Raw genomic sequence first — 22,100 nt, 5'->3', positions numbered from 1 at the left:
CCTCGGGTCACACATCCGCGGCAGCATATACCGGGGGTGCGGACCGTTCGCACGGACAAAGCGCGATCTGGCGGAAAGTTGCGCAGGCGTCAGAACCCCGTCGCCGCCGCCTCGTGCGCCAGCATCGCGCGCTTGACGGGCAGGCCCCAATGATAGCCGCCCAGCGCGCCCGTCGCGCGAAGCGCCCGGTGGCAGGGGATCAGCCAGCTTATCGGGTTGCGGCCCACGGCGGTCCCGACGGCGCGCACGGCCTTGGGGTTGCCGATGGCGCGCGCGATCTCGCCATAGGTGGTGACGTGGCCGGTGGGGATCCGCAGCAGCGCCTCCCAGACCTGGATCTGGAAGGGCGCGCCGATGAGATAGAGGGGCGCGGAATTGCCGCCGTCCACGGCGTGACCGAAGGCCCCCTGGGCCCAAGGCCGCAGCATCGCCGCATCCTCGACCAGCGTGGCGTCGGGCCAGCGCGCGGCGAGGTCGGCCATCGCCGCATCCGCGCCGGTTTCGGCGGCAAACGCGATGCCGCAGAGGCCGCGCGCGGTGCCCATGACCAGCGCGGGGCCGAAGGGGCTGTCGTGCCAGCCCCAGAAGATCGTCAGCCCGGCGCCGCGACGGGCAAAATCGCCGGGACTCATCGCCTCCCACCGCAGAAAGAGGTCGTGCAGGCGGCCGCCGCCCGACAGCCCCACCTCGGCCGCCGTGTCGAGCGTGGTGAAGCGGGCGTCGAGCAGGCGGCGCGCGTGATCGAGCGTCAGGTATTGCTGGAACCGCTTGGGGCTGATGCCGACCCAGCGCGAAAACACCCGCTGGAAATGCGCGGGGGAAAGGTGCATCTCGGCCGCGATCTGTTCCAGCGTCAATGCGCGCCCGCCCTCGGCGTCCAGCCGGTCGATGGCGCGGCGCATCAGCTTCCAGTAATAGCTGTCTTCGGTCATCGCATCCTCCGTGCCTTGGGCATAGGCGCTGGCGGAAGGGCGGGCGACCCGGAAATTGCGGTTTCGCGCGGGCTTGTCGCGGGGCAGCCGCGCGGGCATAGGAACGGCATGGCCAAGCCCTTGCCCTATGCCGCGCAGGTCGCGATCTTCGAGCGGTTCCGCCAGGCCGAGCCCGAACCGAAGGGCGAGCTGGAGCATCTGAACGCCTATACGCTGCTGGTCGCCGTGGCGCTGAGCGCGCAGGCCACCGATGCCGGCGTGAATAAGGCGACGCGGGCGCTGTTCGAGGTCGCCGACACGCCCGAAAAGATGCTGGCGCTGGGCGAGGAAGGGCTGACCGCGCATATCAAGTCCATCGGGCTTTACCGCAACAAGGCGCGCAACGTCATGGCGCTGAGCAGGATCCTGGTGGATGAATACGGCGGCGCGGTGCCGTCCAGCCGCGCGGCGCTGGAAAGCCTGCCGGGCGTCGGGCGCAAGACGGCGAACGTGGTGCTGAACATGTGGTGGGGCCATCCCGCGCAGGCGGTGGACACGCATATCTTTCGCGTCGGCAACCGCACGCGCATCGCGCCCGGCCGGGACGTGGCGGCGGTCGAGCGCGCGATCGAGGACAACGTGCCGGCCCCCTATCAGCGCCACGCGCATCACTGGCTGATCCTGCACGGACGCTATACCTGCGTGGCGCGCAAGCCGAAATGCCCGGCCTGCCTGATCGCCGATCTGTGCCCCTGGCCCGACAAGACCGAAGCGAAAGGACAGCCATGAAACCCTATCAGATCGTCGGCATCGGCAACGCCATGGTCGATGTGCTGGCCCGCTGCGACGAGGATTTCCTGACCGAGAACCGGGTCGAGAAGGGCATCATGCAATTGACCGACCGCGACCGCGGGGTGGAGCTTTATTCGCGCATCGGTCCCGCGACCGAGGTCAGCGGCGGTTCGGCGGCCAATTCCATTGCCGGGGCCGCGCATCTGGGCGCGCGCACGGCCTATATCGGCAAGGTCAAGGACGACCAGCTTGGCGCGATCTTCGCGCACGACCTGCGCGCGCAAGGGGTGGATTACGACACCACGCTGGCGCCGCGCGACCATGCCGCCGAAACGGGGCGCTGCATCGTGCTGGTGACGCCGGACGGCGAGCGGTCGATGAACACCTATCTGGGCGTGACCGAGTTCCTGTCGCCGGACGATATCGACGAGCGGCAGGTCGGGGGGGCGGACTGGATCTATCTGGAAGGCTATCGCTTCGACGGGCCGGACAGCCATGCGGCCTTTGCCAAGGCGATTGCCGCGGCCAAGGGGGCGGGGGGCCGCGTCGCGCTGACGCTCAGCGATCCGTTCTGCGTCGAACGGCACCGCGACGCGTTCGCGCGCATGATCGCCGAGGATGTGGATCTGCTGTTCTGCAACCGGGCCGAGATCCTGTCGATGTACCGGACCGACGATTTCGACGCCGCCGTGGCGCGGGCGGGGGCGCAGGTGGCGCTGGTCGCCTGCACCGAAAGCGAGAAGGGCGCGCATGTCGTCGTGAACGGCGCGCGCAGCCACGTGCCCGCCTTCCCCACGCGGGTCGAGGACGCGACGGGGGCGGGCGATCTCTTTGCCGGGGCGTTCCTTTGGGGTGCCGCCGAGGGGCGCGATGCCGTGACCTGCGCGCGGATGGGCTGTCTGGCCGCGAGCGAGGTGATCGGCCATATCGGGGCGCGGCCGCAGGCCGACCTGCGCGCGCTGTTCAGGGAAAACGGGCTGGGATGATCCGGCCCGCAGGATCGACAACGAAGGACGGAGGCTGCCATGCCCTTCAGCTATGACGACCAGAACATCTTCGCCAGGATGCTGCGCGGCGAGATCCCCAACGACACCGTGGCCGAGACCGAGCATTCGCTGGCCTTCAACGACATCCGTCCGCAGGCGCCGGTGCATGTTCTGGTGATCCCCAAGGGATCCTATGTCTGCCACGACGATTTCTTCGGAAATGCAAGCGATGCCGAGATCCTGGATTTCACCCGGCTGACGGCGCGGCTTTGCGCCGATCTGGGGGTGTCGCCGGGGGCGGGCGGCAGCGGATATCGCGCCATTTCCAACGCGGGGCAGGCGGGCGTGCAGGAGGTGCCGCATTACCACCTGCACATCCTCGGGGGGCGTCCCCTTGGACGGATGCTGGCGCCGGAATAGGCGTCAGGCCGGGCGCGCGCCGACGAAGGCCCAGGCCGCATCCTCGTCGGCGCGGTCGAAGCCCTTCGCCTCGACCGGCAGCATCGCGCCGAGCGCGCCGACCATGCGCTCGGTCGCCTTGGACGCGCCCAGATGGGCGTAGCGGTCCAGCTTGGCGGGCGAGCGGACACGCGACTTGATCGATTCCCATCCCGACGACGCGCCGGTCTCAGAGCCTTCGTAGCCGTCGAAGATCAGCAGCATCGAGACCTTGTCGAAGCGGTCGAACACTTCGTTCATGTAGGCGCCGAGGGCTTCCATGTCGGGCTGCGTCACCTGGCCGTGTATGCGGAAGGCGAAGACGTCGGGGCGGGTCGTCGGCGTCTGTTCTATGCTGGCGGATTTCAACATCGCGGAACACTCCTTTGCGCGCCCAACGGGGCGGGGCGCAAAGGGTTTCGCATCAGGCCACGGCGCGGGTGAGGTCGAGGAACACGTCCTCCAGCCGCGGCTCCTCGATGCCGACATCGGCGATGGCGATGCCGGCGGCGTTCAACGCGTTCAGGATGTCGCCCGGCGGGGTGCGGCCGCGCGAATAGTGCAGCGCCAGCTTGCCGTCGGCGCGCCGGTCCAGCGTCACGCCGTCGGGCAGGGGCAGGTCGGCGGGCGCGTCGCCTTCGGGGGTGATGACCATGGTCTTCGCATCCACGCGCGCGACCAGATGCGCGGTGGTGTCGCGGACCAGAACCTCGCCGTGATGGATGATGGCGATCTCGTCGCACATCTCCTCGGCTTCCTCGAGGTAGTGGGTGGTCAGGATGATGGTGGTGCCGCCGTCGTTCAGACGCCGCACGTTGCGCCACAGCATCTGGCGCAGTTCGATGTCCACGCCGGCGGTGGGTTCGTCCAGCACCAGGATCTGCGGCGCATGAACCAGCGCCTTGCCCAGCAGCAGCCGCCGCCGCATCCCCCCCGAAAGCGAGCGCGCATAGGCGTCGGCCTTGTCCGCCAGACCGATCATGGCGAGGATCTCGTCGGTGCGGCGTTCGGATTTCGGCACGCCGTAAAGCCCCGCCTGCACGTCGAGCGCGCCGCGCGGCGTGAAGAACGGATCGAGGTTCAGTTCCTGCGGCATCACGCCGATGGCGGCGCGCGACTGGCGGGGGTTCACGTCCTGGTCGAAGCCCCAGATCCGCACCGTTCCGGCGGATTTGACCACCAGCCCGGCCAGAATGTTGATCAGCGTGGACTTGCCCGCGCCGTTGGGGCCGAGCAGGCCGAAGATGCTGCCCTGCGGGATGGTCAGGTCGATGCCCTTCAGCGCCTCCTTGGGCGGCTCGCCGCGCCGGCCCGGATAGGTCTTGCGAAGGCCCTCGATCTCGATCGCCTGTCCGGTCATGCCATGCTCCCTTGAGGGTTCCGCCCCGATCCCCGATATAGGAGGCGACCTAGCCCCCGCCGTCCTGCGGGGCAAGCCGGAGGGATGCGCGCCATGTCCGAGAAACCCGTCGACAATCCGGGTGCCCTGCCGCCCACGGGCGTCTATGACGTGCCCGAACTGGAAACCGTGACCACCACCCGCGTCAGCTGCGACGGGCAGATGACCCATCCGCGCGTCTGGCTGCAAATCCCCGAAGAACGCGGCTGGGTCGAATGCGGCTATTGCGACAAGCGGTTCGTCCTGGCGCCGGGCGCGGGCGGGCATTGATCCGGGCGGCGCTGCTGGTTCTGCTGATGGCCGGGGCGGCGATGGCCGCGCCCGATCACGGGTTGATGTGGAACCGCAGCGGCCTGCCCGCGACGCTGCCCTTGCAGATCCGCACCGATCCGGGGCGCGATCATTACATCACGCTGCGCGATGCCGCGACCGGCGATCCGGCGCTGGCCGCCTATATCGAGGGCGGGCGCTTTTTCCGCGTGCTGGTGCCGCCCGGAACCTTCGTGCTGGATGTCGCCAGCGGCACCGACTGGCTGGACGAGGACCGCCTGTTCGGTCCGCGCACCGAGACGATGACCTTCGATGAGGCGCTGACCTTCGGCGTGACGGGTATCGGCACCAAGCGCGGCCATCTGATCGACCTGCGCGGCGTCAGCGTCATGGCCGAGGCCGAGATGCGCGATATCGGGCTTTGCCAGTGGATCGCCCGCGACATCGCCCCCCGCCCGCAACTGGCCGACCGCACCCCGGACAAGGAAACGCTGGAGGAACGGCTGGAAGACCGGACCGCGCGCGAGCAGCTTGTGCCGGACCCGGATGCGGACACGCGGATCTGGAAGCGCGGCGGCATTCCGGCAACGCGCGCGATGCGGCTGGAGGAGCGGTTCTGCGGGTAAGGGGCGCCTGCCCGCGACCCTGCGCCCGGTCGGGCCCTAACCGGCATCGTCCTGCAAGCGGTTTCGTTTGCTCATTTGCATCGAGAGGGATGCGAAGCGGGCCGTCAGGAAATCGTGGAGTTGCCCGATCGCCCCGTCGAGCGGCACATCCTTGCGCCGCATGATCCCCAGCTTTCGCGTCGGATGGGGAACCTCGACCGGAAGGTCGGCCAGAAGGCCACCGCCGCCGGCGGTGAAGACGACCGAATGGGGCAGCAGCGTCAGCGCGTCCGATCCGGTAAGGACGCTGAGGATCGACGAGAACGTGCCGCCCGAGAAGTTGATGCGAAGATTCGCGCTGCCGAACCCGCGCAGCATCTGCGTCAGATCCCGTGCCAGCGGGCTGCCGGCGGGCGGCGCGATCCATGGATAGAAGGCGAGATCCGCGGCCGACACGTCCGGCTTGCGGCAAAGCGGGTGGCCGACCCGGCACGCCACGACGTTGCGGCCCGGCAGGACGGGATCGAACAGCATCGTTTCGGGCACCGCGCCGCGTCTCATCGGCAGAAGGGCGAGGTCGAGCGTCGCGTTGTCGAGCTGCGTGACGAGCGCTTCGTGATAGTCGTAGAACTGGTCGATGCGGATATCGGTCCGCGTGCGCTGGAAATCGGCGATGAAGGACGCGACGACGCCATCCATGAAGATCGGCGTCCCGCCGAGCCGGATCAACCCCGCCTCGCCGCTGGAATGGCGCTTGACCAGCAGGGACGCCTCGCGGTTCAGGGCATGCATGCGGCCGCCTATCCGGGCCAGCGCCTTGCCCAGATCGGTCGGGGAAAGGGGACGGCGGCCGGGTTCGAAAAGCGGCGCGCCGATGCGCTTTTCCAGCAGCGAAATCGTCCGCGACGCCGAGGGCTGGGATTTGTTCATGGCGCGCGCGCCCTGGCTCAGCCCGCCATGTTCGGTGATCGACCAGAGAAGTTCGAGATGCTCGTTCTGCAATTTCATAACCTGGCGGTATATTCGCCATCCTGCATTCGATCAACAGCGCACCGGCGGGATGCTAGGCACGAGGGCAGAGAGATCGGAGGGCCGGACGGGATGACGGCAACGGGGCAGAGCTTGGCGGCCGACGCCTCGCAGGGGCCGACCTGCGCCGAACGGCGGCACGCCCTTCCGCCGGCGCCCGTTCGCTCCCCGTTCCGCAGCCGCCCCGGCGGCCACGAAGACCTGACAGTCCGAGGAGAACAGCGATGAGCGACATTCAGACCGACGTGCTGGTGATCGGCACCGGGCCGGCAGGCTCGGCGGCGGCGGCGCTTCTGTCGAGCTATGGCGTCGAGAACATGGCGATCAACCGCTATCGGTGGCTTGCCAACACGCCGCGCGCCCATATCACCAACCAGCGCACCATGGAGGTGCTGCGCGACTTGGGCCGGGATGTCGAGGACGAGGCCTATCTGTTCGCCACGCATCAGGATCTGATGGGCGAGAACGTCTTTTGCGAAAGCCTCGCCGGCGAGGAGATCGGCCGCATGACCGCCTGGGGCAACAGCCCGCAGAGCAAGGCCGAGCATCTGTTGTCCAGCCCGACGATGATGAACGACATGCCCCAGACGCTGATGGAGCCGCTGCTGTTCAAGACCGCCTGCAAGCGCGGCACGCAGGCGCGCATGTCCACCGAATACCTGTCGCACGAGCAGGACGAGGACGGCGTGACCACCACCTGCCGCGACCGGCTGTCGGGCAAGGATTTAACCATCCGGTCGAAATACCTGATCGGCGCGGATGGCGGCAAATCCCTGGTGGCCGAGCATGCCGGCCTACCCTTCGACGGCAAGATGGCGGTGGGCGGTTCGATGAACATCCACTTCCGCGCGGACCTGACGAAATACGTCGCCCACCGACCGTCCGTCCTTTACTGGGTGATGCAGCCCGGCGCGGATGTCGGCGGGATCGGCATGGGACTGGTGCGCATGGTCCGCCCCTGGAACGAGTGGCTGATCGTCTGGGGATACGACATCAATCAGGACGCGCCCGATGTGGACGCGGAGATGGCGACCAACGTGGCGCGGCAACTTGTCGGCGACCCGGACCTGGAAATCGAGCTGCTCAGCGCCAACACCTGGACCGTCAACAATTACTACGCGACCCGCACTTCGGAAGGGCGGGTGTTCTGCATGGGCGATGCCATTCATCGCCATCCGCCGTCGAACGGGCTGGGGTCCAACACGTCGATCCAGGACGCGTTCAACCTGGCATGGAAGCTGGCGATGGTGCTGAACGGCACGGCCGGCGCGACGCTGCTGGACAGTTACGACGCGGAACGCGCGCCCGTGGCCAAGCAGATCGTGACCCGCGCCAACAAGTCCATCGGCGAGACGAAGCCGATCTTCGACGCGCTGGGCATGACCGAGGGCGTGAAGCCCGAGGAGATGCAGAAGAGCCTTGAGGCGCGCGGCGACGCGACCCCCGAGGCGGAGGCGCAGCGCGCCGCCCTGCGCGCCGCCATCGCCCACAAGAAATACGAGTTCGACGCGCATGGCGTCGAGATGAACCAGCGCTACCGGTCCGGCGCGATCCTGGCCGAGGACCAGCAGGAGCCGCCCTTCGAGAAGGACGCCGAGCTGCATTATCAGCCGACGACCTGGCCCGGCGCGCGGCTGCCCCATGCCTGGGTCTATACCCACGAGACGGGCGAGCCTCTTTCGACGCTGGATCTGTGCGGGCACGGGCGGTTCACGATCCTGACCGCGATCGGGGGCGAGCGGTGGGCCGACGCCGCCCGCGCCGTGGGCGACCGGCTGGGCATCGAGATCGCCGCGCATGTGATCGGGCCGCGCCGGCCCCATGTCGATCACACCGGCAATTGGGCGGCCTTGCGGGAGGTGAGCGACAGCGGCTGTCTGCTGGTGCGCCCCGACCACCACGTCGCCTGGCGGCGGCATGCCATGACCGACGACCCCGAGGGGGATCTGACCGCCGCGATGAAGACGATCCTGGCGCTGTAGAACGGCGCCCCGGCGGCGCCGCGCCGGACACGCAGCGCCGCCTTTTGGCAGGCCATGCCGGTCTGCCGACCGGGTAGGGAGGAACGGAATGAACGTCTTGCCGCGCTATCTGGTCGTGCTGTCGCGGGGTGTGGCCGCCATCGCCCTTTTCGCGATGATGGTGCTGACCTTCGTGGACGTGATCGGGCGCTATGCCTTCAACGCGCCGGTCTTCGGCGTGGCCGAGATGATCCAGTTCCTTCTGGCGATCTCGATCTTCGCGGCCATGTCGCTGGCCTCGGCCAATCGGGGGCATATCACAGTCGATGTGCTGGAGCCGGCGCTCGACCGGGTCGCGCGGCGGCCGCGCCGCCTGTTCGTGCGGGCCCTGTCGATCCTGACCTTCGCCCTGATCGCCGCCCAACTGGGCGAACTGGCATACGAGGCGTGGCGGACGGACCGCACCACCATCGTCCTCGACTGGCCGCTGGCCGGCATCCTGTGCGCCTGCGCGCTTCTGGCGCTTGTGGCGTTCGTCGTCGAGCTGAGCGGCTACCGCGAGCCGGATGCCGCGGACGGCCCGCCGGAGGATGCGTGATGCTGACCGCGACGCTGGCCATCGTCATCCTTCTGCTGCTGTGCTTCATCGGGGTGCGGATCGGGGTGGCGACGCTGCTGGTCGGCTTCTTCGGCTTCGCGCTGGAACGCGGCCTCGGCCCGGCCATGCAGATGAGCGGCCAGCGGATCCTGGAAGACGCCATGAACTACAACCTCAGCGTGATCCCGCTTTTCGTGCTGATGGGCGTGTTCATCTATCGCTCGAACGTGTCGGACGAGTTGTATCAGGCGGCGCATGCACGGTTTCGCAATCTGCGCGGCGGGCTGGCCCATTCGACGGTGGTGGCCTGCGCGGGGTTCGGGGCGGTCTGCGGGTCGTCGCTGGCGACGGCGGCGACCATGACCAAGGTCGCGATGCCGTCAATGCGCCGGTTCGGCTATCGCGACAGCCTGTCCACCGGGGTGATTTCCGCCGGCGGCACGCTGGGCATCATGATCCCGCCCTCGGTCCCGCTGGTCATCTACGGCATCGTGGCCGAGCAGGATATCGGCCGGCTGTTCCTTGCGGGCATGATCCCCGGCCTGCTGCTGGTCCTTCTGTTCATGGGAACGGTCGCGATCTGGACGCGGATCGACCCCGAGGCGGCGCCTTCGGACACCGCGGACGAACCGGGCCCCGACCGCCGCGCCGGGCGCGCCGTGTTGCCGATCATCGGCCTGTTCGTGCTGGTACTGGGCGGGATCTACGGCAAGATCTTCACGCCCACCGAAGCCGCGGGCATCGGCGCGGTGGGCGCGGCCGTCATCGCGATGACCCGCGGGCGGCTGCTGACGCCGGGCGAATGGATCGACAGCCTGGCCGAAGCGATGAGCACGACGGCGGCGCTGTTCCTGGTCATCTTCGGGGCGCTGATCTTCGCCGATTACGCCAATTACATCGGGCTGCCCTTCCTGATCCTCGACGCCATCGACGCGCTGGATCTGGGGCCGTTCGGGCTGGTCGTGGCGATCACCGTCATCGCGATCCTGATGGGCATGGTGTTCGAGGCGATCGGCATCCTGCTGCTGCTGGTTCCGGTCTTCATGCCGGCGCTGCTGGATGCCGATGTCGATCTGATCTGGTTCGGCATCATCATCGTGCTGGTCATCGAGATGGGGCTGATCACGCCGCCGGTCGGGATGAACGTCTTCGTCGTCAAGTCGATCCTGACCGATGCCGACCTGATGGAGATGTTCCGCGGCGTGCTGCCCTTCGTCGTCGCGATGCTGGTGGCGCTGTGCCTGATCCTGATCTTCCCTCAGATCGTCACCGCCATACCCGACCTGATCTACTGAACCATCAATGGAGGACCGAGGATGAAGACGCCCTATCTCGCCTGCGCCGCGATCGGACTGACGCTGACGGCCCCGGCCGCCGACGCCGCGACCCGGATCGTCGCGAATTGCTTCTTTCCCGCGCAGCACTTCAACTGCCGCGACGTGATGGCCGCCTGGGGCGAGGAGGTCGAGCGCGTCACCGACCGCCGCGTGCGGGTGAACATCCCCGCCAAAAGCATGGCGCCGCCGCCCGAACAGCTTGCCTCGGTGCGGGGCGGGGTGTTCGACGCCGCGTTCCAGTTCAACGGCTTCATCGCCAACGAGGCCACGGGCGGCGCAGTGTCGCTGCTGCCCTTCTCGGGCTCGGCCGATGCGCGGGCGAATTCATTCGCGCTGTGGCGCACCTGGGAGGCGCATCTGGCGGATGCCGATCCGATCGAGGGGGTCCACATGCTGGGTCTGTTCGTCGCGCCGGGTGCCGATTTCTATTCGATGACAGACACGCCGATCACCTCGGTGGACGAGATGACCGGGCGCAAGATGTGGGCGCTGCCCGGCGTGACGGCCGAGATGCTCAAGCAGGAAGGATCGCCCGTCGTGTCCGGCCCGGCCGTCCAGATGACCGAGATCGTCCAGCGCGGCGTGGTCGACGGGTTCGTCGGCATTCCCGCTTCGGACGCGGCGTCGTTCAACGTGCTTCCCTATGCCACGTCGGTCACGCGCACCGGGCGCAAGATCTTCACGCCTTCCTTTTCGTTCTTCGTGGGCGAAGAGACATGGAACGAGATCTCGGCCGAGGATCAGGCGGCGATCATGTCGGTGTCGGGCGAGGCGTTCGCCGAACTGGCCGGCGACGTGTGGAACCGCGAGGAAGGCGCGGCCTGGGCCGAAATCGAGGCGGAGATGGAGGTCGTCGACGCCTCCGACGCATTCGAGGCCGAACTGGACGGCCTGGCGCGGCCCTTCGTGGACGGGTGGCTGGCCGAGGCGGCGGCGAAGGGGATCGACGCCGAGGCGGCGCTGGAGACCTATACCGGGACCGTCGCCGAACTTTCGGCCGAATAGGGGGACAGGCGATGGGCGATGTCCGCAACGTCCTTTGGATCATGTGCGACCAGCTTCGATGGGATTATCTGTCCTGCTACGGCCATCCGCATCTGCACACGCCGAACATCGACCGGCTGGCGGCGCGCGGCGTGCGCTTCGACCGCGCCTATGTGCAGTCGCCCTTTTGCGGACCCTCGCGGATGAGCGCCTATACCGGGCGGTACTGCCGCAGCCACGGCGCCACCTGGAACGGCTTTCCCCTGCGCGTGGGCGAGCCGACGCTGGGCGACCACCTGCGCAAGGTCGGGGTGGTGCCGGCCATCGTCGGCAAGACGCACATGGTCGCCGATACCGAAGGGATGGAATGGCTGGGCATCGACCCCGGATCGACCATCGGGGTGCATGTGTCGGAATGCGGGTTCGAGCCCTGGGAGCGCGACGACGGCCTGCACCCGCCCGGCCCCTATGGCGGCCATCCGCGCTATGACGAATATCTGCGGTCGGTCGGCATCGACCGCGACGATCCGTGGGACACGGCCGCCAATTCCGGTCGCGGCGACGACGGCGAGCTGCTCTCCGGCTGGCTGCTGAAATATTCCCACCTGCCCGCCGACATCCCCGAGGAGCATTCCGAGACGCCCTACATGACGCGCCGCGCGATGGCTTTCATGGAGGAGATGGGCGACCGGCCGTGGCTGTGCCACCTGTCCCTGATCAAGCCGCACTGGCCCTATATCGTGCCCGCCCCCTATCATGCGATGTACAGACCCGAGCATGTGTTGCCGCCCGTCCGTTCGCAGGCCGAGCTGGAGAACGATCATCCGGTTTACAAGGCCTATCGCGAAAGCCGCATCTGCCGCAGCTTTTCGCGCGACGCGGTGCGCGAGCGGGTGATCCCGGCCTATATGGGGCTTATCAAGCAGATCGACGATCAGATGGGTGTGCTGTTCGACTTCATGGAAAAGCGAGGCCTGTTCGGGAACACGATGATCGCCTTCACCTCCGATCACGGGGACTACCTCGGCGATCACTGGATGGGCGAGAAGGATCTGTTCCACGACCCTTCGGTGCGGGTGCCGCTGATCGTCTACGATCCGCGGCCCGAGGCGGATGCGACGCGCGGCACGGCGCGCGACGAACTGGTCGAGATGATCGACCTCGCGCCCACATTCCTGGCGTTTCAAGGCGCGCCGCCCAAGCCCCATATCCTGGAGGGACGCGACCTTGCGCCGCTGCTGCACGATTCCGCCCCGCCCGCCCGCTGGCGGCGCTATGCGATCAGCGAATACGATTACGCGACGCGCGAGGCGCGGCAGATCATCGGCAACGACCAGAAGGACGCGCGGCTGATCATGGTCCGCGACGCGCGCTGGAAGCTGATCTTCGCCGAAGGGTTCCGGTCGATGCTGTTCGATCTGGAAACCGATCCCGACGAGTTGACGGATCTGGGGGCGGATCCGGCAACCGCCGATGTGCGCGAACGGCTCGAGGCCGCGATCTTCGCCTGGGCGCGGCAGCATCACAACCGCATCACCATGCCGCCCGACGCCATCGAGCGGATGACCGGGGGCGAACCCCCCGGCGTGCTGATCGGCTTCTGGGACGAAAGCGAATACGAAGCGACCTTCGGGCGGCCGTTCAGCGAACGCGGATGAACCGATGAGCGGCGGCGTTCGCGCATCCCTCGCGCAACGCGCCGGACGCTTCCGCCTGCTTTCGGACTGGCGGGGACGGGTCACGCCCGCCACCCTGCGCAGCGACGCGCTGGCCGGACTGACCGGGGCCACCATCGTGCTGCCGCAGGGCGTCGCCTTCGCCGCGATCGCGGGGTTGCCGCCCGAATACGGGTTCTACACGGCGATGATCCCGCCCGTGGTCGCGGCCCTTGTCGGATCGAGCTGGCATGCCGTGTCGGGTCCGACGACCGCAATTTCGGCGCTGGTCTTCGGAACGCTCTCGGGCATCCTCGATCCGTCCGATCCCGAGTATATCCGCGCGGCCATCGCCCTGGCGCTGCTGGTCGGGGCGATCCAGCTGGCCTTCGGTCTTGCGCGGCTGGGGGCGCTGATGGATTTCGTGTCCCACTCGGTGATGACGGGTTTCATCGCCGGCGCGGCGCTGCTGATCGCGCTCAGTCAGCTTCGCTATCTTCTGGGGGTGGACCTGCCCCGTCCCAACGACCTGCACGATTTCCTGGCGGCCCTGCCGGCGGCCGCGGCGCAGGCCGATCCGCAGACGCTTGCCATAGGGGCGGTCGTCCTTCTTGTGGGCGGCGGCATCCGCTGGTGGCGGCCCGGCTGGCCGAATTATCTGATCGCGCTTGCGGCGGGCACCCTGCTGGCGCTGGGCGGCCATCGGTTCGGCATGACCGTGCCCACCATCGGCCCCGTCTCAAGCGGCGCGCCGTCGTTCCAGGTGCCCGAGTTCGGTTTTTCCTTCGTGCAGGACTACGGATCCGCCGCCTTCGCCATCGCGCTCGTCGGCTTGCTGGAAGCGGTGTCCGTCGCGCGCGCCATCGGGATGCGGTCCGGCCAGCCTATCGACGGCAACCGCGAGATCCTGGGACAGGGCGCGTCCAACATCGCCGGCAGCCTTTTCCAATGCTATCCGGCATCGGCATCCTTCACGCGGTCCGGGGTGAACTTCGAGGCCGGCGCGAAGAGCCCGCTTGCGGCCGTCTTCGCGGCCGTCTTCCTATTCGCGATCCTTCAGCTCGTCTCGGACTGGTTCGCATGGGTGCCCGACGCGGCGATGGGCGGCGTCATCCTTCTGGTGGCCTGGCGTCTGGTCGATTTCGGGGAACTGCGCCGGATCGCCGCGACGTCGCGGACGGAAACGGCCATCGCCTCGGCCACGTTTTTGTCCACCCTGCTCATCGACCTGGAATTCGCCGTTTATGTCGGCGTCTTCCTGTCGTTCCTGTTCTTCATCCGCAATTCGTCGCGCCCGGTCGTGGCCATCGGGGCGCCCGATCCCGACAGCCCGACGCGGATGTTCAAGGACGCGGTCGAGCTTGGGCTGCCCGAATGTCCGCAACTCGTCGTCGTGCGACTGGACGGTCCGCTGTTCTTCGGATCGGTGGGCATGGTGCGCGATGCGTTCCGCCGGATCGAGAGGGACCGTTCCGGTCAGAAGCACATGCTGCTGATCCTCAAGGGGATCGGCGAAATCGACCTGGCGGGGGGCGATCTGCTGATCGAGGAAAGCGCCCGCAGGCGCGGCCGGGGGGGCAGTTTTCATCTGATGACGCGGACGCCCCGCACCATCGTCAAGCTGGCGCGGATGAAGGTCATGCGGGCGCTGAACCGACGGTTCATCCATCTGGGAAAGGGCGAGGCGATCGCCGAGATGGTCCCGAACCTGGGTCCCGACATCTGCGCCTCCTGCACGGCGCGGATTTTCCGCGAATGCGCCGCGATGCCGGGGCCGGATTCGGCGACCGGAACCCGTCCGCCGCGCGATGCCGGGAAGGCCGAGGCATAGGACGGCGACTTATAACGCCGCGGTATGACTGGTGCCGATAATTCGATCAGGATGCCCCGGAAGCCGCACTAGCATCGCGATTGCCGCAGGATGCTGGAGGGTTGCATGGCCGAGATCGTGACAGAGCAGAAGGTGCGCTTCGGTCGCGGCATGCGGCGTGAAACGGGCGAGGAGATCGCGGCGCTGGGCCGCAGCCGCGCCGTGATCCTTTCGACGCCGCATCAGGCCGAAATGGCGATGGATCTGGCGGGCGACATCGGATCGGCCAGCGCGGGCCTGTTCACCGGCGCGGCGATGCATACCCCCGTCGATGTGACCGAAGCGGCGCTGACCCATGCCCGCGAGGTGGCGGCCGATTGTCTGGTGGCCATCGGCGGCGGATCGACCGTCGGGCTGGGCAAGGCCATCGCGCTGCGCACGGGCCTGCCGCAGGTGGCGATACCCACGACCTATGCGGGGTCCGAGGCGACGCCGATCCTCGGACAGACCGAGGATGGCGCCAAGACAACGCTCACCGATCCGCGCGTGCGTCCCCAGACCGTCCTTTACGACCCCGAACTGATCGCGACGCTGCCCGTGGCGATGACCGTGACCAGCGCGCTCAACGCGATGGCCCACGCGGTCGAGGCGCTTTATGCCCGCGACCGCGATGCGGAAACGGACGCGCTGGCGATGGACGGGCTGCGCGCCTTCGCGCAGGGCCTGCCCGCCGTGGTCGAGACGCCGGGCGACCTCGATGCGCGCGAGGCGACGCAGCGCGGCGCCTGGGCCTGCGGGGCGGTGCTGGGGCGGGTCGGCATGGCGCTGCACCACAAGCTTTGCCACACGCTCGGCGGCATGCTGAACCTGCCGCATGCCGAAACGCATGCGGTGATCCTGCCGCACGCGACCGCCTATAACCAGGACGCCGCCGCCGACCGCCTGCGCCCCCTGGCCGAGCTTCTGGGCGGGGGACGGCCCGCCGATGCGCTGTGGTCCTTCGCCGGACGGCTGGGCGCGCCGCGCAGCCTGCGCGAGCTGGGCATGAAGGAGGCCGATCTCGACCGCACCGCCGCCGCCGCCGCCGCGAATCCCTACTGGAACCCCCGCCCTGTCGAGCAGGACGCCATCCGCGCCCTGCTGGCGCGCGCCTGGGCGGGCGATCCGCCCGCAGACTGACCCGAGCCGGAGAGTGCCATGCCGACACATCGCCACCTGATGAAGACTTCCGCCGCCTCGGGTCTGGCCGCCCCAGCCATCGCGCGGGGGGGCCGGATCCGTCTGGGATATGCAAGCCCGCGATCGGGCGCGCTGGCCGCCTTTTCCGGAGGGGATTGATCGCCGGGCGGACGGGCCTGCAACTGTTCCCGATCCGCCGCCGCCTTGTCGGATCGGCCGCAGGACCGCGCCGTGCCGACGACATCCCACGCATCGCCCAGTCAACATCAACCGAGAGAGCGCCATGAACGCGACAAGGAAAGAAGGCCGCCGCTACTTTTCGGAGGCCCGGTCGGTCGAAGCCGTGAACGAGCGTATGGGCGACGGCATCGACCCGCGCCTGGCGCAGGTCATGGCCAAGCTGGTCGAACATCTGCACGCCTTCGCCAAGAAGGTCGAGTTGACCGAAGAGGAATGGGCCTTCGGCATCGACTTCCTGACCCGCACCGGCCAGATCTGTTCGCCCGAGCGCCAGGAATTCATCCTTCTGTCGGATACGCTGGGCCTGTCGATGCTGGTCGATGCGATCAACAACCGCCGCCCCCACGGCGCGACCGAGAATACCGTCTTCGGGCCGTTCCACGTGGCGGACGCCCCGCTGCGCCAGATGGGCGACGACATCTGCCTGGACGGCAAGGGCGAATCGTGCCTGTTCGAGGGCACGATCACCGATACGCGGGGCAACTCCCTCGAAGGGGCCGAGCTTGACGTCTGGTCCGACAATGCCGACGGCTATTACGACGTCCAGCAGCCCGACATCCAGCCAAAATGGAACAATCGCGGCCGGTTCATCACCGGGGCGGACGGACGCTATCGGTTCCGGGGCATCAAACCCGTAAGCTATCCGATCCCCGATGACGGGCCGGTGGGCAAGATGCTGGTCGCGCTGGGGCGTCATCCGAACCGGCCCGGACACATGCATCTTCTGGTGAAGGCCGACGGCTATCACACCATCGTCAGCCATTCCTTCGTCGAGGGCGACGAATATCTCGACGACGATACCGTCTTCGGCGTCAAGGAAAGCCTGATCGCGACCTATGAGCGGGTGGACGGCGACACCGTCTGGCGCTCGCGGTTCGATATCGTGATGGCCCGCCCCGGAGAGACGGGCGGCACGCCGTCCCAGGCCGCCCTCACCGCCGCCGATCCGGGGACCGCGTGATGGCGTCCCCCGCGATCATCTGCGTCGCCATCACCGGGTCGCTGCCGCGCAAGGCCGACAATCCGGCCGTGCCGATCACCGTGGCCGAACAGATCGAGAGCACGCAGGCGGCGTTCGAGGCGGGCGCGGCCATTGCCCATTGCCATGTCCGCAACGACGACGAGACGCCCAGCAGCGACCCCGATCGCTTCGATGCGCTGATGCGCGGGATCCGCGCGCATTGCCCCGGCATGATCGTGCAGCTTTCCACCGGCGGCCGGTCGGGGGCGGGGCGGGCGCGGGGCGGGATGATTCCGCTGCGGCCCGACATGTGTTCGCTTTCGGTCGGGTCGAACAACTTTCCCACCCGCGTCTACGAAAACCCGCCCGATCTGGTGGACTGGCTTGCGGCGGAAATGGCCGCCCATGACGTGATGCCGGAAATCGAGTGTTTCGATCTGTCCCATCTCTATCAGGCGGCGGCGATGCACCGGGACGGACGCCTTCCGCGACAGCCCTATTGCCAGTTCGTGATGGGCGTGCGGAACGCCCTGCCGGTGGACCGTCACGCCTTCGACGCGATGCTGTCGGCCAAGCGGCACCTGTTCGGCGACGCGCCCTGGTGCGCGGCGGGAATCGGGCCGGGGCAGGCGGTCCTCAACGACTGGGCCGCCGGGGCCGGGGGGCATCTTCGCACCGGGCTCGAGGACAATATCCGGCTGGACCGGCACAGGCTGGCGCCGTCGAACGCGGCGCTGGTGCGCCTTGCCGCCGAGGCCGCCGCCCGCCACGATCGCCCCGTCGCCACCCCAGCCCAGGCGCGCGACATCCTCGGGCTGCCGACGACCTGACGGGCCGAGACTTGTCGCCGCAAGCGGCCGCGGCGGACCGGCTGTCGGGGCGCGTGACGGCGCCCTTCCGGCGGCCCTGCGGCCGGGCGACGATCAGGGTGTGGTGCGTGGCCGGCGAACATGCGACGAGGCTCGCGCCGCGAAGGCCGGATCGCAGTCGGGGCAACGTCAGAGGAATCACCGTCTGCAATCAACTCGTGCCGGATCTCAATGTGAAGACTTTAAATTGGATGCGGTGGCGCTCTGGTAGGACGCAATGCTGCTAAATTTCAGTTTATCAGGCATTGGCCTGTCATACACGCATTAGTCGAAAGAATCACCAGCAATCTTTATCCGCCACTTGAAAATAAGATCATCACTCTTAACTCCGAGACATAGATAACTTGGGGTTGAGCAATATTATGTCAAGCACAGCAAAGGACTTCTTTAAACCAGCTGACGGACATCGACAAGCTGTTGATCTGCTTCGCCCTTATGAGTTCAGACCAGACGGGACCAGAGATTCCGTATTTTTTGCTATCTATAATTTACTTGGCTTCAGTGTTGAATTATACCTCAAAGCCTTCTTGTCCAAGGCTGGGATGAGTGAGACTGAGCTTAGGTCAAAGCAATATGGCCACAATTTGAGAAGTCTTTTTGGTGAGGCCGAGAGGCGCGGCTACTCGGTGCGTAACAAGGATTTATCAGATATAATCGAACGGTTAGCTGATAGTCATTCTGAAGGCGGGTATCGCTATGTCCGAGATGGCGGCACCCTAGCGTACTTTAGTAATCTTAACGTTATTGTCGGTGTTCTAGAATGTATGCACCGTAGCATGCAGGATGAGTTGATATAGGAGTATGGCTGGACGGCCAAAAGTAAGAGTGAGCTTCATCGGCGGACAAGATCCGTGGTATGAGCGGAACCCCTGTTCCACCTAACCCACAACGACTCTTCAAGAGACAGAAGCCATCTTCTTTCGTAGGGAAGCGTTGGCTGGGGTGGTAGGATTCGAACCTACGATACACGGTACCAAAAACCGATGCCTTACCGCTTGGCTACACCCCAACGCGTCGGCGTTCTACGCAGCGGGCGCGCGGAGTGCAAGGGGATGATGGGACCAAATCGCACCGGGCCCGCCGGCGCGATCCGTCACTCCTTGGGGGCGGCGGGATGCAGCAGGTCGGGCGTTTCGGGGCGGGCGCGTTCCTCGGTGATGAACCGCTCCAGCGCGCTGTCGTCCACGGATTTCACGTCGCCGGGCACGTCCTCGGGCAGGGCGGCGGCATCGGGGGGCGGGACCTTGCGTGGCGGGGCCTTGTCTTCGGGCGGCGGGGCGGCGCCGGTCATCCCTTCCAGGCGGATGCGATAGGTCGTGTCGGGAATGGCGAAGCCGTGCCGTTCGACCGCGTTCTTGACCATGCGGATCGCTTCGCCGCGGGCGCGCAGAAGCGAGGTGTGCCGCTGGTCGATCCACCCGGTGACGGCGAAGACCGCGCCCGTTTCGTTCAGATCCTCGATCCAGACCAGCACGCCCGGCACGTCGATCGTATAGGGCAGGGCGGTGATCGTGTCCTCCATCAGCTTGCGCGCGCGCGCGAGGTCGCTGTCCGCCTCGACCCCGATCTTGAACAGGAACCGCCGCTGCGGATTGCGGGTGTAGTTGACGATCCGCGTCTTGAAGACGGTCGCGTTGGGGATGCGGATATGGTTGCCGTCATAGGACAGCAGGATCGTGGCGCGGCTGGTCAGGCGGATGACCTTGCCTTCGTCGCCGTCGATCTCGACCACGTCGTTGGGGGCGAAGGGCTGGCGGATCGACAGCATCACCGACGCGATGAAGTTCTCGACCGTGTCCTTGACGGCAAAGCCGATCGCCAGCCCGACCAGCCCCGCCGCGCCCAGGAACGTGCCCAGCAGCGCCGTCGCGTTCAGCAGATCCAGCCCCACGACGATGCCGCCCAGGATGAAGACCAGCCGCACGATCTGGCGATAGATGTCGGCGATGAAGGCATTGGGGGCCAGCCGTTCCCAGGGTTGCCGCAGCCGCGCCAGCAGCACGCCCGCGAAGGCCACGGCGACGGCGGCGGCCAGCGCGATGCCCAGCAGGGGCAGGAAGGCGATCGTCTTGGCCAGCCGGTCCTGCGCGCGTTCGATCGCCGGGTCCAGCCGTTCGGCGATGTCGGTGCTTTCCTCGATCCGGTTCTCGACCGCGACGACGCCCTCGGTCGCCTCGACCAGACCGACCAGCCGGGTGATCGCGGCGCGGTCGATGGCATGGCCGGTCAGCGTGACGATGCCCGCGCGGACCGTGACGCCGACGTCGCGGTATCCGTCCAGCCCGTCGATGATGGCGCGCACCCGTTCGCGGATCGTCTCGTCGGGGACGGTGGCCACCTTGGCGGGCGCGTCGGGGGCGGCAGCAGGCGGCGGCACCTGCCCAAGCTGCGCGGTCAGCGGCGGCGGGGCAAGGGTTGCAATCAGGCAAAGGGCGATCAGACGGACGCGGCGCATGGCTTTTCACCCCGGCAAGACGGCGATCCCGTGGTTAGAGGACGCGCGCCCCGCCCGCAACCGCACAACGGCGACGGGGCCGGTCACGCGGACATGCCCGAAACGTGCATTCCCTTGCGTCACCCACGCCCCTACGCTCGACCCGTCTATTGAATGACAGGAGTTTTCCGATGACCCGCCCCGTTTTGACGATGCCCCGCCGCGCCTTTCTGTCCGGTGCGGCGGGCGGCGCGCTGCTGGCCGCAGCCCCCGCCCGCGCGCAGGACACGCAAGCCGCCGGAAGCGACGGCACATTTGCTTACGAGGTGACGCGCAGCCCGGACGAATGGCGCGCCGCGCTGACCGACGAGCAGTTCCGCGTCCTGCGCGAAGGCGCGACCGAGCGGCCGAATATCAGCCCCTATGCCAGCCGCAACGATCCCGGCACCTATCGCTGCATCGGCTGCGACCTGCCGCTGTTCCGGTCCGACCACTGGACGGAGCTGCCGATGGGGTTCGTCTTCTTTACTCAGGCCATCCCGAACGCGGTCCTGCTGGGGATCGAGACGACCGATTACAACGGCCTGATGCCCGAACCCATCGAGTTGACCGAGGTGCATTGCCGCCGCTGCGGCGGTCATCTGGGGCACATCATCGCGCCCGATGCGGATCCGCTGCATTGCATCAACGGCACCGCCCTGCGGCTGGATCCGGCCGAGGCGTGATCGTCTAGCCGTGACCGACCGCCTGCATCCCTTCGCAGGCATGGGCGGCGCATTCCAGTTCCAGCGTGACGTGGCCGATGCCGTCCTCGGCCAGTGCCTGCTTGACCGCGGCCTTGATCGCGTCGGCGCGGTTCCAGGCGCCGGGCGCGACCACGATATGCGCGCCCAGCGCGGTGCGGTGTTCGTCCAGCATCCACAGATGCAGATGGTGCGCGTCCGCGACGCCGCTCACCGCGCGAATCCGGTCCAGCACCGCGCGCGGATCCATGTCGGGCGGCACGCCCAGCATCAGGATGCGCGCCACGCCCGGCAACCCGACCGCCGCCTGCCACAGGATATAGCCCGAGATCAGCACCGTCACCGCCGGATCCACCCAGGTCCAGCCGTAAAGCAGGATGAGGCTGCCCGCGACGATCACGCCGACCGATCCCAGCGCGTCGGCGACGTTGTGAACGAAGGCCGCGCGGATGTTCACCGATTCCTTCGACAGCGCATAGGTCAGCAGCGCCGTCACCGCATCGACGGCAAGCGCCACGCCCGCGACGGCGACGACGATCCATCCCGCCACCGGCTGCGGGTCGATGAACCGCTCGGCCGCCTCGTAAAGCAGGTAAAGCCCGATGACGATCAGCGTGGTATAGTTCACCAGCGCGGCCACCGCCTCGATCCGGCCATAGCCGAAGGTCATGGCGTCGTCGGCGGGGCGGCGGGCGATCCTGCGCGCGCCGAACGCGATGATCAGCGAAATCGCATCGGAAAAGTTGTGCAGCGCATCCGCGATCAGCGACAGGCTGCCCGACACGATGCCGCCGATCACCTGCGCGACCGTGAGGCCCATGTTGACGGCGATGGCCAGCGCGACCCGCCGGTCGCCTGCGCCTGGCTCGACGTGATGATGGTGTCCGTGCGCCATGTCG

At 67.5% G+C, this 22,100-nt stretch carries 21 protein-coding genes and 1 tRNA gene; 15 read left to right on the top strand and 7 right to left on the bottom strand.

Annotation, left to right across the window (positions count from 1 at the left end):
- Nucleotides 1-89: 89 nt before the first annotated feature.
- A complete protein-coding gene (locus tag OCGS_RS01470; protein WP_040610301.1) occupies nucleotides 90-932 on the bottom strand; it encodes a methylated-DNA--[protein]-cysteine S-methyltransferase in 843 nt (280 codons plus the stop codon).
- Between the two features lie 108 nt (nucleotides 933-1,040).
- On the opposite strand from OCGS_RS01470, the gene nth reads away from it, so the two are divergent.
- The 3 genes from nth to OCGS_RS01455 are packed head-to-tail and all read left to right on the top strand — an operon-like array spanning nucleotide 1,041 to nucleotide 3,109.
- Nucleotides 1,041-1,700 carry an endonuclease III gene (gene nth, locus OCGS_RS01465; protein ID WP_007425437.1) on the top strand — a complete coding sequence of 220 codons (660 nt, stop codon included), beginning with the start codon at nucleotides 1,041-1,043 and terminating at the stop codon, nucleotides 1,698-1,700.
- Complete coding sequence (locus OCGS_RS01460) at nucleotides 1,697-2,689, top strand: adenosine kinase (RefSeq protein ID WP_007425436.1); 993 nt, start codon at nucleotides 1,697-1,699, stop codon at nucleotides 2,687-2,689. The genes nth and OCGS_RS01460 overlap by 4 nt, the downstream gene beginning before the upstream one ends.
- 39 nt (nucleotides 2,690-2,728) lie before the next feature.
- Nucleotides 2,729-3,109 carry an HIT domain-containing protein gene (locus OCGS_RS01455; protein WP_007425435.1) on the top strand — a complete coding sequence of 127 codons (381 nt, stop codon included), beginning with the start codon at nucleotides 2,729-2,731 and terminating at the stop codon, nucleotides 3,107-3,109.
- 3 nt (nucleotides 3,110-3,112) lie between these two features.
- On the opposite strand, the gene OCGS_RS01450 is transcribed toward OCGS_RS01455, so the two are convergent.
- Together OCGS_RS01450 and OCGS_RS01445 are read right to left on the bottom strand one after the other, a co-directional pair.
- Nucleotides 3,113-3,499 carry a SpoIIAA family protein gene (locus tag OCGS_RS01450; protein ID WP_007425434.1) on the bottom strand — a complete coding sequence of 129 codons (387 nt, stop codon included), beginning with the start codon at nucleotides 3,497-3,499 and terminating at the stop codon, nucleotides 3,113-3,115.
- A 52-nt stretch (nucleotides 3,500-3,551) separates the two neighbouring features.
- The gene (locus tag OCGS_RS01445) at nucleotides 3,552-4,487 is read right to left on the bottom strand and encodes an ABC transporter ATP-binding protein (RefSeq protein WP_007425433.1); all 936 of its coding nucleotides are present in this window, start codon (nucleotides 4,485-4,487) and stop codon (nucleotides 3,552-3,554) included.
- Between the two features lie 93 nt (nucleotides 4,488-4,580).
- Here OCGS_RS01445 and OCGS_RS01440 point away from each other — a divergent pair, with 93 nt between their 5' ends.
- Nucleotides 4,581-4,796 (top strand): zinc-finger domain-containing protein, encoded by a 216-nt coding sequence (locus OCGS_RS01440; protein WP_052026101.1) that lies wholly within the window; start codon nucleotides 4,581-4,583, stop codon nucleotides 4,794-4,796.
- The gene (locus OCGS_RS01435) at nucleotides 4,793-5,422 is read left to right on the top strand and encodes a hypothetical protein (protein ID WP_007425431.1); all 630 of its coding nucleotides are present in this window, start codon (nucleotides 4,793-4,795) and stop codon (nucleotides 5,420-5,422) included. Before OCGS_RS01440 ends, OCGS_RS01435 begins: the two co-directional genes overlap by 4 nt.
- A gap of 36 nt (nucleotides 5,423-5,458) precedes the next feature.
- On the opposite strand, the gene OCGS_RS01430 is transcribed toward OCGS_RS01435, so the two are convergent.
- Nucleotides 5,459-6,409 (bottom strand): LysR family transcriptional regulator, encoded by a 951-nt coding sequence (locus OCGS_RS01430; protein WP_007425430.1) that lies wholly within the window; start codon nucleotides 6,407-6,409, stop codon nucleotides 5,459-5,461.
- Between the two features lie 245 nt (nucleotides 6,410-6,654).
- On the opposite strand from OCGS_RS01430, the gene OCGS_RS01425 reads away from it, so the two are divergent.
- From OCGS_RS01425 to OCGS_RS01385, 9 genes are all read left to right on the top strand, one after another.
- Nucleotides 6,655-8,412, top strand: coding sequence for an FAD-dependent oxidoreductase (locus OCGS_RS01425; RefSeq protein WP_007425429.1), 1,758 nt, complete (start codon nucleotides 6,655-6,657; stop codon nucleotides 8,410-8,412).
- Between the two features lie 88 nt (nucleotides 8,413-8,500).
- On the top strand, nucleotides 8,501-8,989 hold the full coding sequence (locus OCGS_RS14445) for a TRAP transporter small permease (protein ID WP_052026098.1): 489 nt from the start codon (nucleotides 8,501-8,503) through the stop codon (nucleotides 8,987-8,989).
- The gene (locus tag OCGS_RS01415; RefSeq protein ID WP_007425427.1) at nucleotides 8,989-10,284 is read left to right on the top strand and encodes a TRAP transporter large permease; all 1,296 of its coding nucleotides are present in this window, start codon (nucleotides 8,989-8,991) and stop codon (nucleotides 10,282-10,284) included. The genes OCGS_RS14445 and OCGS_RS01415 overlap by 1 nt, the downstream gene beginning before the upstream one ends.
- 21 nt (nucleotides 10,285-10,305) lie before the next feature.
- The gene (locus OCGS_RS01410) at nucleotides 10,306-11,331 is read left to right on the top strand and encodes a type 2 periplasmic-binding domain-containing protein (RefSeq protein ID WP_007425426.1); all 1,026 of its coding nucleotides are present in this window, start codon (nucleotides 10,306-10,308) and stop codon (nucleotides 11,329-11,331) included.
- An 11-nt stretch (nucleotides 11,332-11,342) separates the two neighbouring features.
- Nucleotides 11,343-12,968, top strand: coding sequence for an alkaline phosphatase family protein (locus OCGS_RS01405; RefSeq protein WP_007425425.1), 1,626 nt, complete (start codon nucleotides 11,343-11,345; stop codon nucleotides 12,966-12,968).
- Nucleotides 12,969-12,972: 4 nt separating this feature from the next.
- Nucleotides 12,973-14,796 (top strand): SulP family inorganic anion transporter, encoded by a 1,824-nt coding sequence (locus OCGS_RS01400; protein ID WP_007425424.1) that lies wholly within the window; start codon nucleotides 12,973-12,975, stop codon nucleotides 14,794-14,796.
- Between the two features lie 105 nt (nucleotides 14,797-14,901).
- Entirely contained in the window at nucleotides 14,902-15,954 is a 1,053-nt protein-coding gene (locus OCGS_RS01395; RefSeq protein WP_040610297.1) for a maleylacetate reductase, read from the top strand.
- Nucleotides 15,955-16,237: 283 nt separating this feature from the next.
- Complete coding sequence (locus OCGS_RS01390; RefSeq protein WP_007425422.1) at nucleotides 16,238-17,155, top strand: intradiol ring-cleavage dioxygenase; 918 nt, start codon at nucleotides 16,238-16,240, stop codon at nucleotides 17,153-17,155.
- Nucleotides 17,155-17,985, top strand: coding sequence for a 3-oxoadipate:acetyl-CoA acetyltransferase (locus OCGS_RS01385; RefSeq protein WP_007425421.1), 831 nt, complete (start codon nucleotides 17,155-17,157; stop codon nucleotides 17,983-17,985). Before OCGS_RS01390 ends, OCGS_RS01385 begins: the two co-directional genes overlap by 1 nt.
- Nucleotides 17,986-18,958: 973 nt before the next feature.
- Here the strand turns inward: OCGS_RS01385 and OCGS_RS01380 are convergent.
- Together OCGS_RS01380 and OCGS_RS01375 are read right to left on the bottom strand one after the other, a co-directional pair.
- Nucleotides 18,959-19,033 (bottom strand) — tRNA-Gln (locus OCGS_RS01380).
- Between the two features lie 84 nt (nucleotides 19,034-19,117).
- Nucleotides 19,118-20,479, bottom strand: a complete 1,362-nt coding sequence (locus OCGS_RS01375; RefSeq protein ID WP_007425420.1) for a mechanosensitive ion channel family protein — start codon at nucleotides 20,477-20,479, stop codon at nucleotides 19,118-19,120.
- A gap of 170 nt (nucleotides 20,480-20,649) precedes the next feature.
- Here OCGS_RS01375 and OCGS_RS01370 point away from each other — a divergent pair, with 170 nt between their 5' ends.
- The gene (locus tag OCGS_RS01370) at nucleotides 20,650-21,183 is read left to right on the top strand and encodes a peptide-methionine (R)-S-oxide reductase (protein WP_007425418.1); all 534 of its coding nucleotides are present in this window, start codon (nucleotides 20,650-20,652) and stop codon (nucleotides 21,181-21,183) included.
- Nucleotides 21,184-21,187: 4 nt separating this feature from the next.
- On the opposite strand, the gene OCGS_RS01365 is transcribed toward OCGS_RS01370, so the two are convergent.
- The gene (locus OCGS_RS01365; RefSeq protein ID WP_007425417.1) at nucleotides 21,188-22,096 is read right to left on the bottom strand and encodes a cation diffusion facilitator family transporter; all 909 of its coding nucleotides are present in this window, start codon (nucleotides 22,094-22,096) and stop codon (nucleotides 21,188-21,190) included.
- Nucleotides 22,097-22,100: the final 4 nt, after the last annotated feature.

The sequence above is a fragment of the Oceaniovalibus guishaninsula JLT2003 genome (assembly GCF_000299575.1).
In the GTDB taxonomy this organism is placed as follows: Bacteria; Pseudomonadota; Alphaproteobacteria; order Rhodobacterales; family Rhodobacteraceae; genus Palleronia; species Palleronia guishaninsula.
Note: the sequence above shows the minus strand (reverse complement) of the source record. Positions and strands in the feature narration are given on the sequence as shown.

Coding starts and splice junctions, on each gene's coding strand:
- OCGS_RS01430 (WP_007425430.1), bottom strand. CDS start 6,409: ATGAAATTGCAGAACGAGCATCTCGAACTTCTCTGGTCGATCACCGAA.
- OCGS_RS01415 (WP_007425427.1), top strand. CDS start 8,989: ATGCTGACCGCGACGCTGGCCATCGTCATCCTTCTGCTGCTGTGCTTC.
- OCGS_RS01405 (WP_007425425.1), top strand. CDS start 11,343: ATGGGCGATGTCCGCAACGTCCTTTGGATCATGTGCGACCAGCTTCGA.
- OCGS_RS01460 (WP_007425436.1), top strand. CDS start 1,697: ATGAAACCCTATCAGATCGTCGGCATCGGCAACGCCATGGTCGATGTG.
- OCGS_RS01365 (WP_007425417.1), bottom strand. CDS start 22,096: ATGGCGCACGGACACCATCATCACGTCGAGCCAGGCGCAGGCGACCGG.
- OCGS_RS01385 (WP_007425421.1), top strand. CDS start 17,155: ATGGCGTCCCCCGCGATCATCTGCGTCGCCATCACCGGGTCGCTGCCG.
- nth (WP_007425437.1), top strand. CDS start 1,041: ATGGCCAAGCCCTTGCCCTATGCCGCGCAGGTCGCGATCTTCGAGCGG.
- OCGS_RS01440 (WP_052026101.1), top strand. CDS start 4,581: ATGTCCGAGAAACCCGTCGACAATCCGGGTGCCCTGCCGCCCACGGGC.
- OCGS_RS01455 (WP_007425435.1), top strand. CDS start 2,729: ATGCCCTTCAGCTATGACGACCAGAACATCTTCGCCAGGATGCTGCGC.
- OCGS_RS01410 (WP_007425426.1), top strand. CDS start 10,306: ATGAAGACGCCCTATCTCGCCTGCGCCGCGATCGGACTGACGCTGACG.
- OCGS_RS01445 (WP_007425433.1), bottom strand. CDS start 4,487: ATGACCGGACAGGCGATCGAGATCGAGGGCCTTCGCAAGACCTATCCG.
- OCGS_RS01400 (WP_007425424.1), top strand. CDS start 12,973: ATGAGCGGCGGCGTTCGCGCATCCCTCGCGCAACGCGCCGGACGCTTC.
- OCGS_RS14445 (WP_052026098.1), top strand. CDS start 8,501: ATGAACGTCTTGCCGCGCTATCTGGTCGTGCTGTCGCGGGGTGTGGCC.
- OCGS_RS01470 (WP_040610301.1), bottom strand. CDS start 932: ATGACCGAAGACAGCTATTACTGGAAGCTGATGCGCCGCGCCATCGAC.
- OCGS_RS01390 (WP_007425422.1), top strand. CDS start 16,238: ATGAACGCGACAAGGAAAGAAGGCCGCCGCTACTTTTCGGAGGCCCGG.
- OCGS_RS01395 (WP_040610297.1), top strand. CDS start 14,902: ATGGCCGAGATCGTGACAGAGCAGAAGGTGCGCTTCGGTCGCGGCATG.
- OCGS_RS01370 (WP_007425418.1), top strand. CDS start 20,650: ATGACCCGCCCCGTTTTGACGATGCCCCGCCGCGCCTTTCTGTCCGGT.
- OCGS_RS01450 (WP_007425434.1), bottom strand. CDS start 3,499: ATGTTGAAATCCGCCAGCATAGAACAGACGCCGACGACCCGCCCCGAC.
- OCGS_RS01375 (WP_007425420.1), bottom strand. CDS start 20,479: ATGCGCCGCGTCCGTCTGATCGCCCTTTGCCTGATTGCAACCCTTGCC.
- OCGS_RS01425 (WP_007425429.1), top strand. CDS start 6,655: ATGAGCGACATTCAGACCGACGTGCTGGTGATCGGCACCGGGCCGGCA.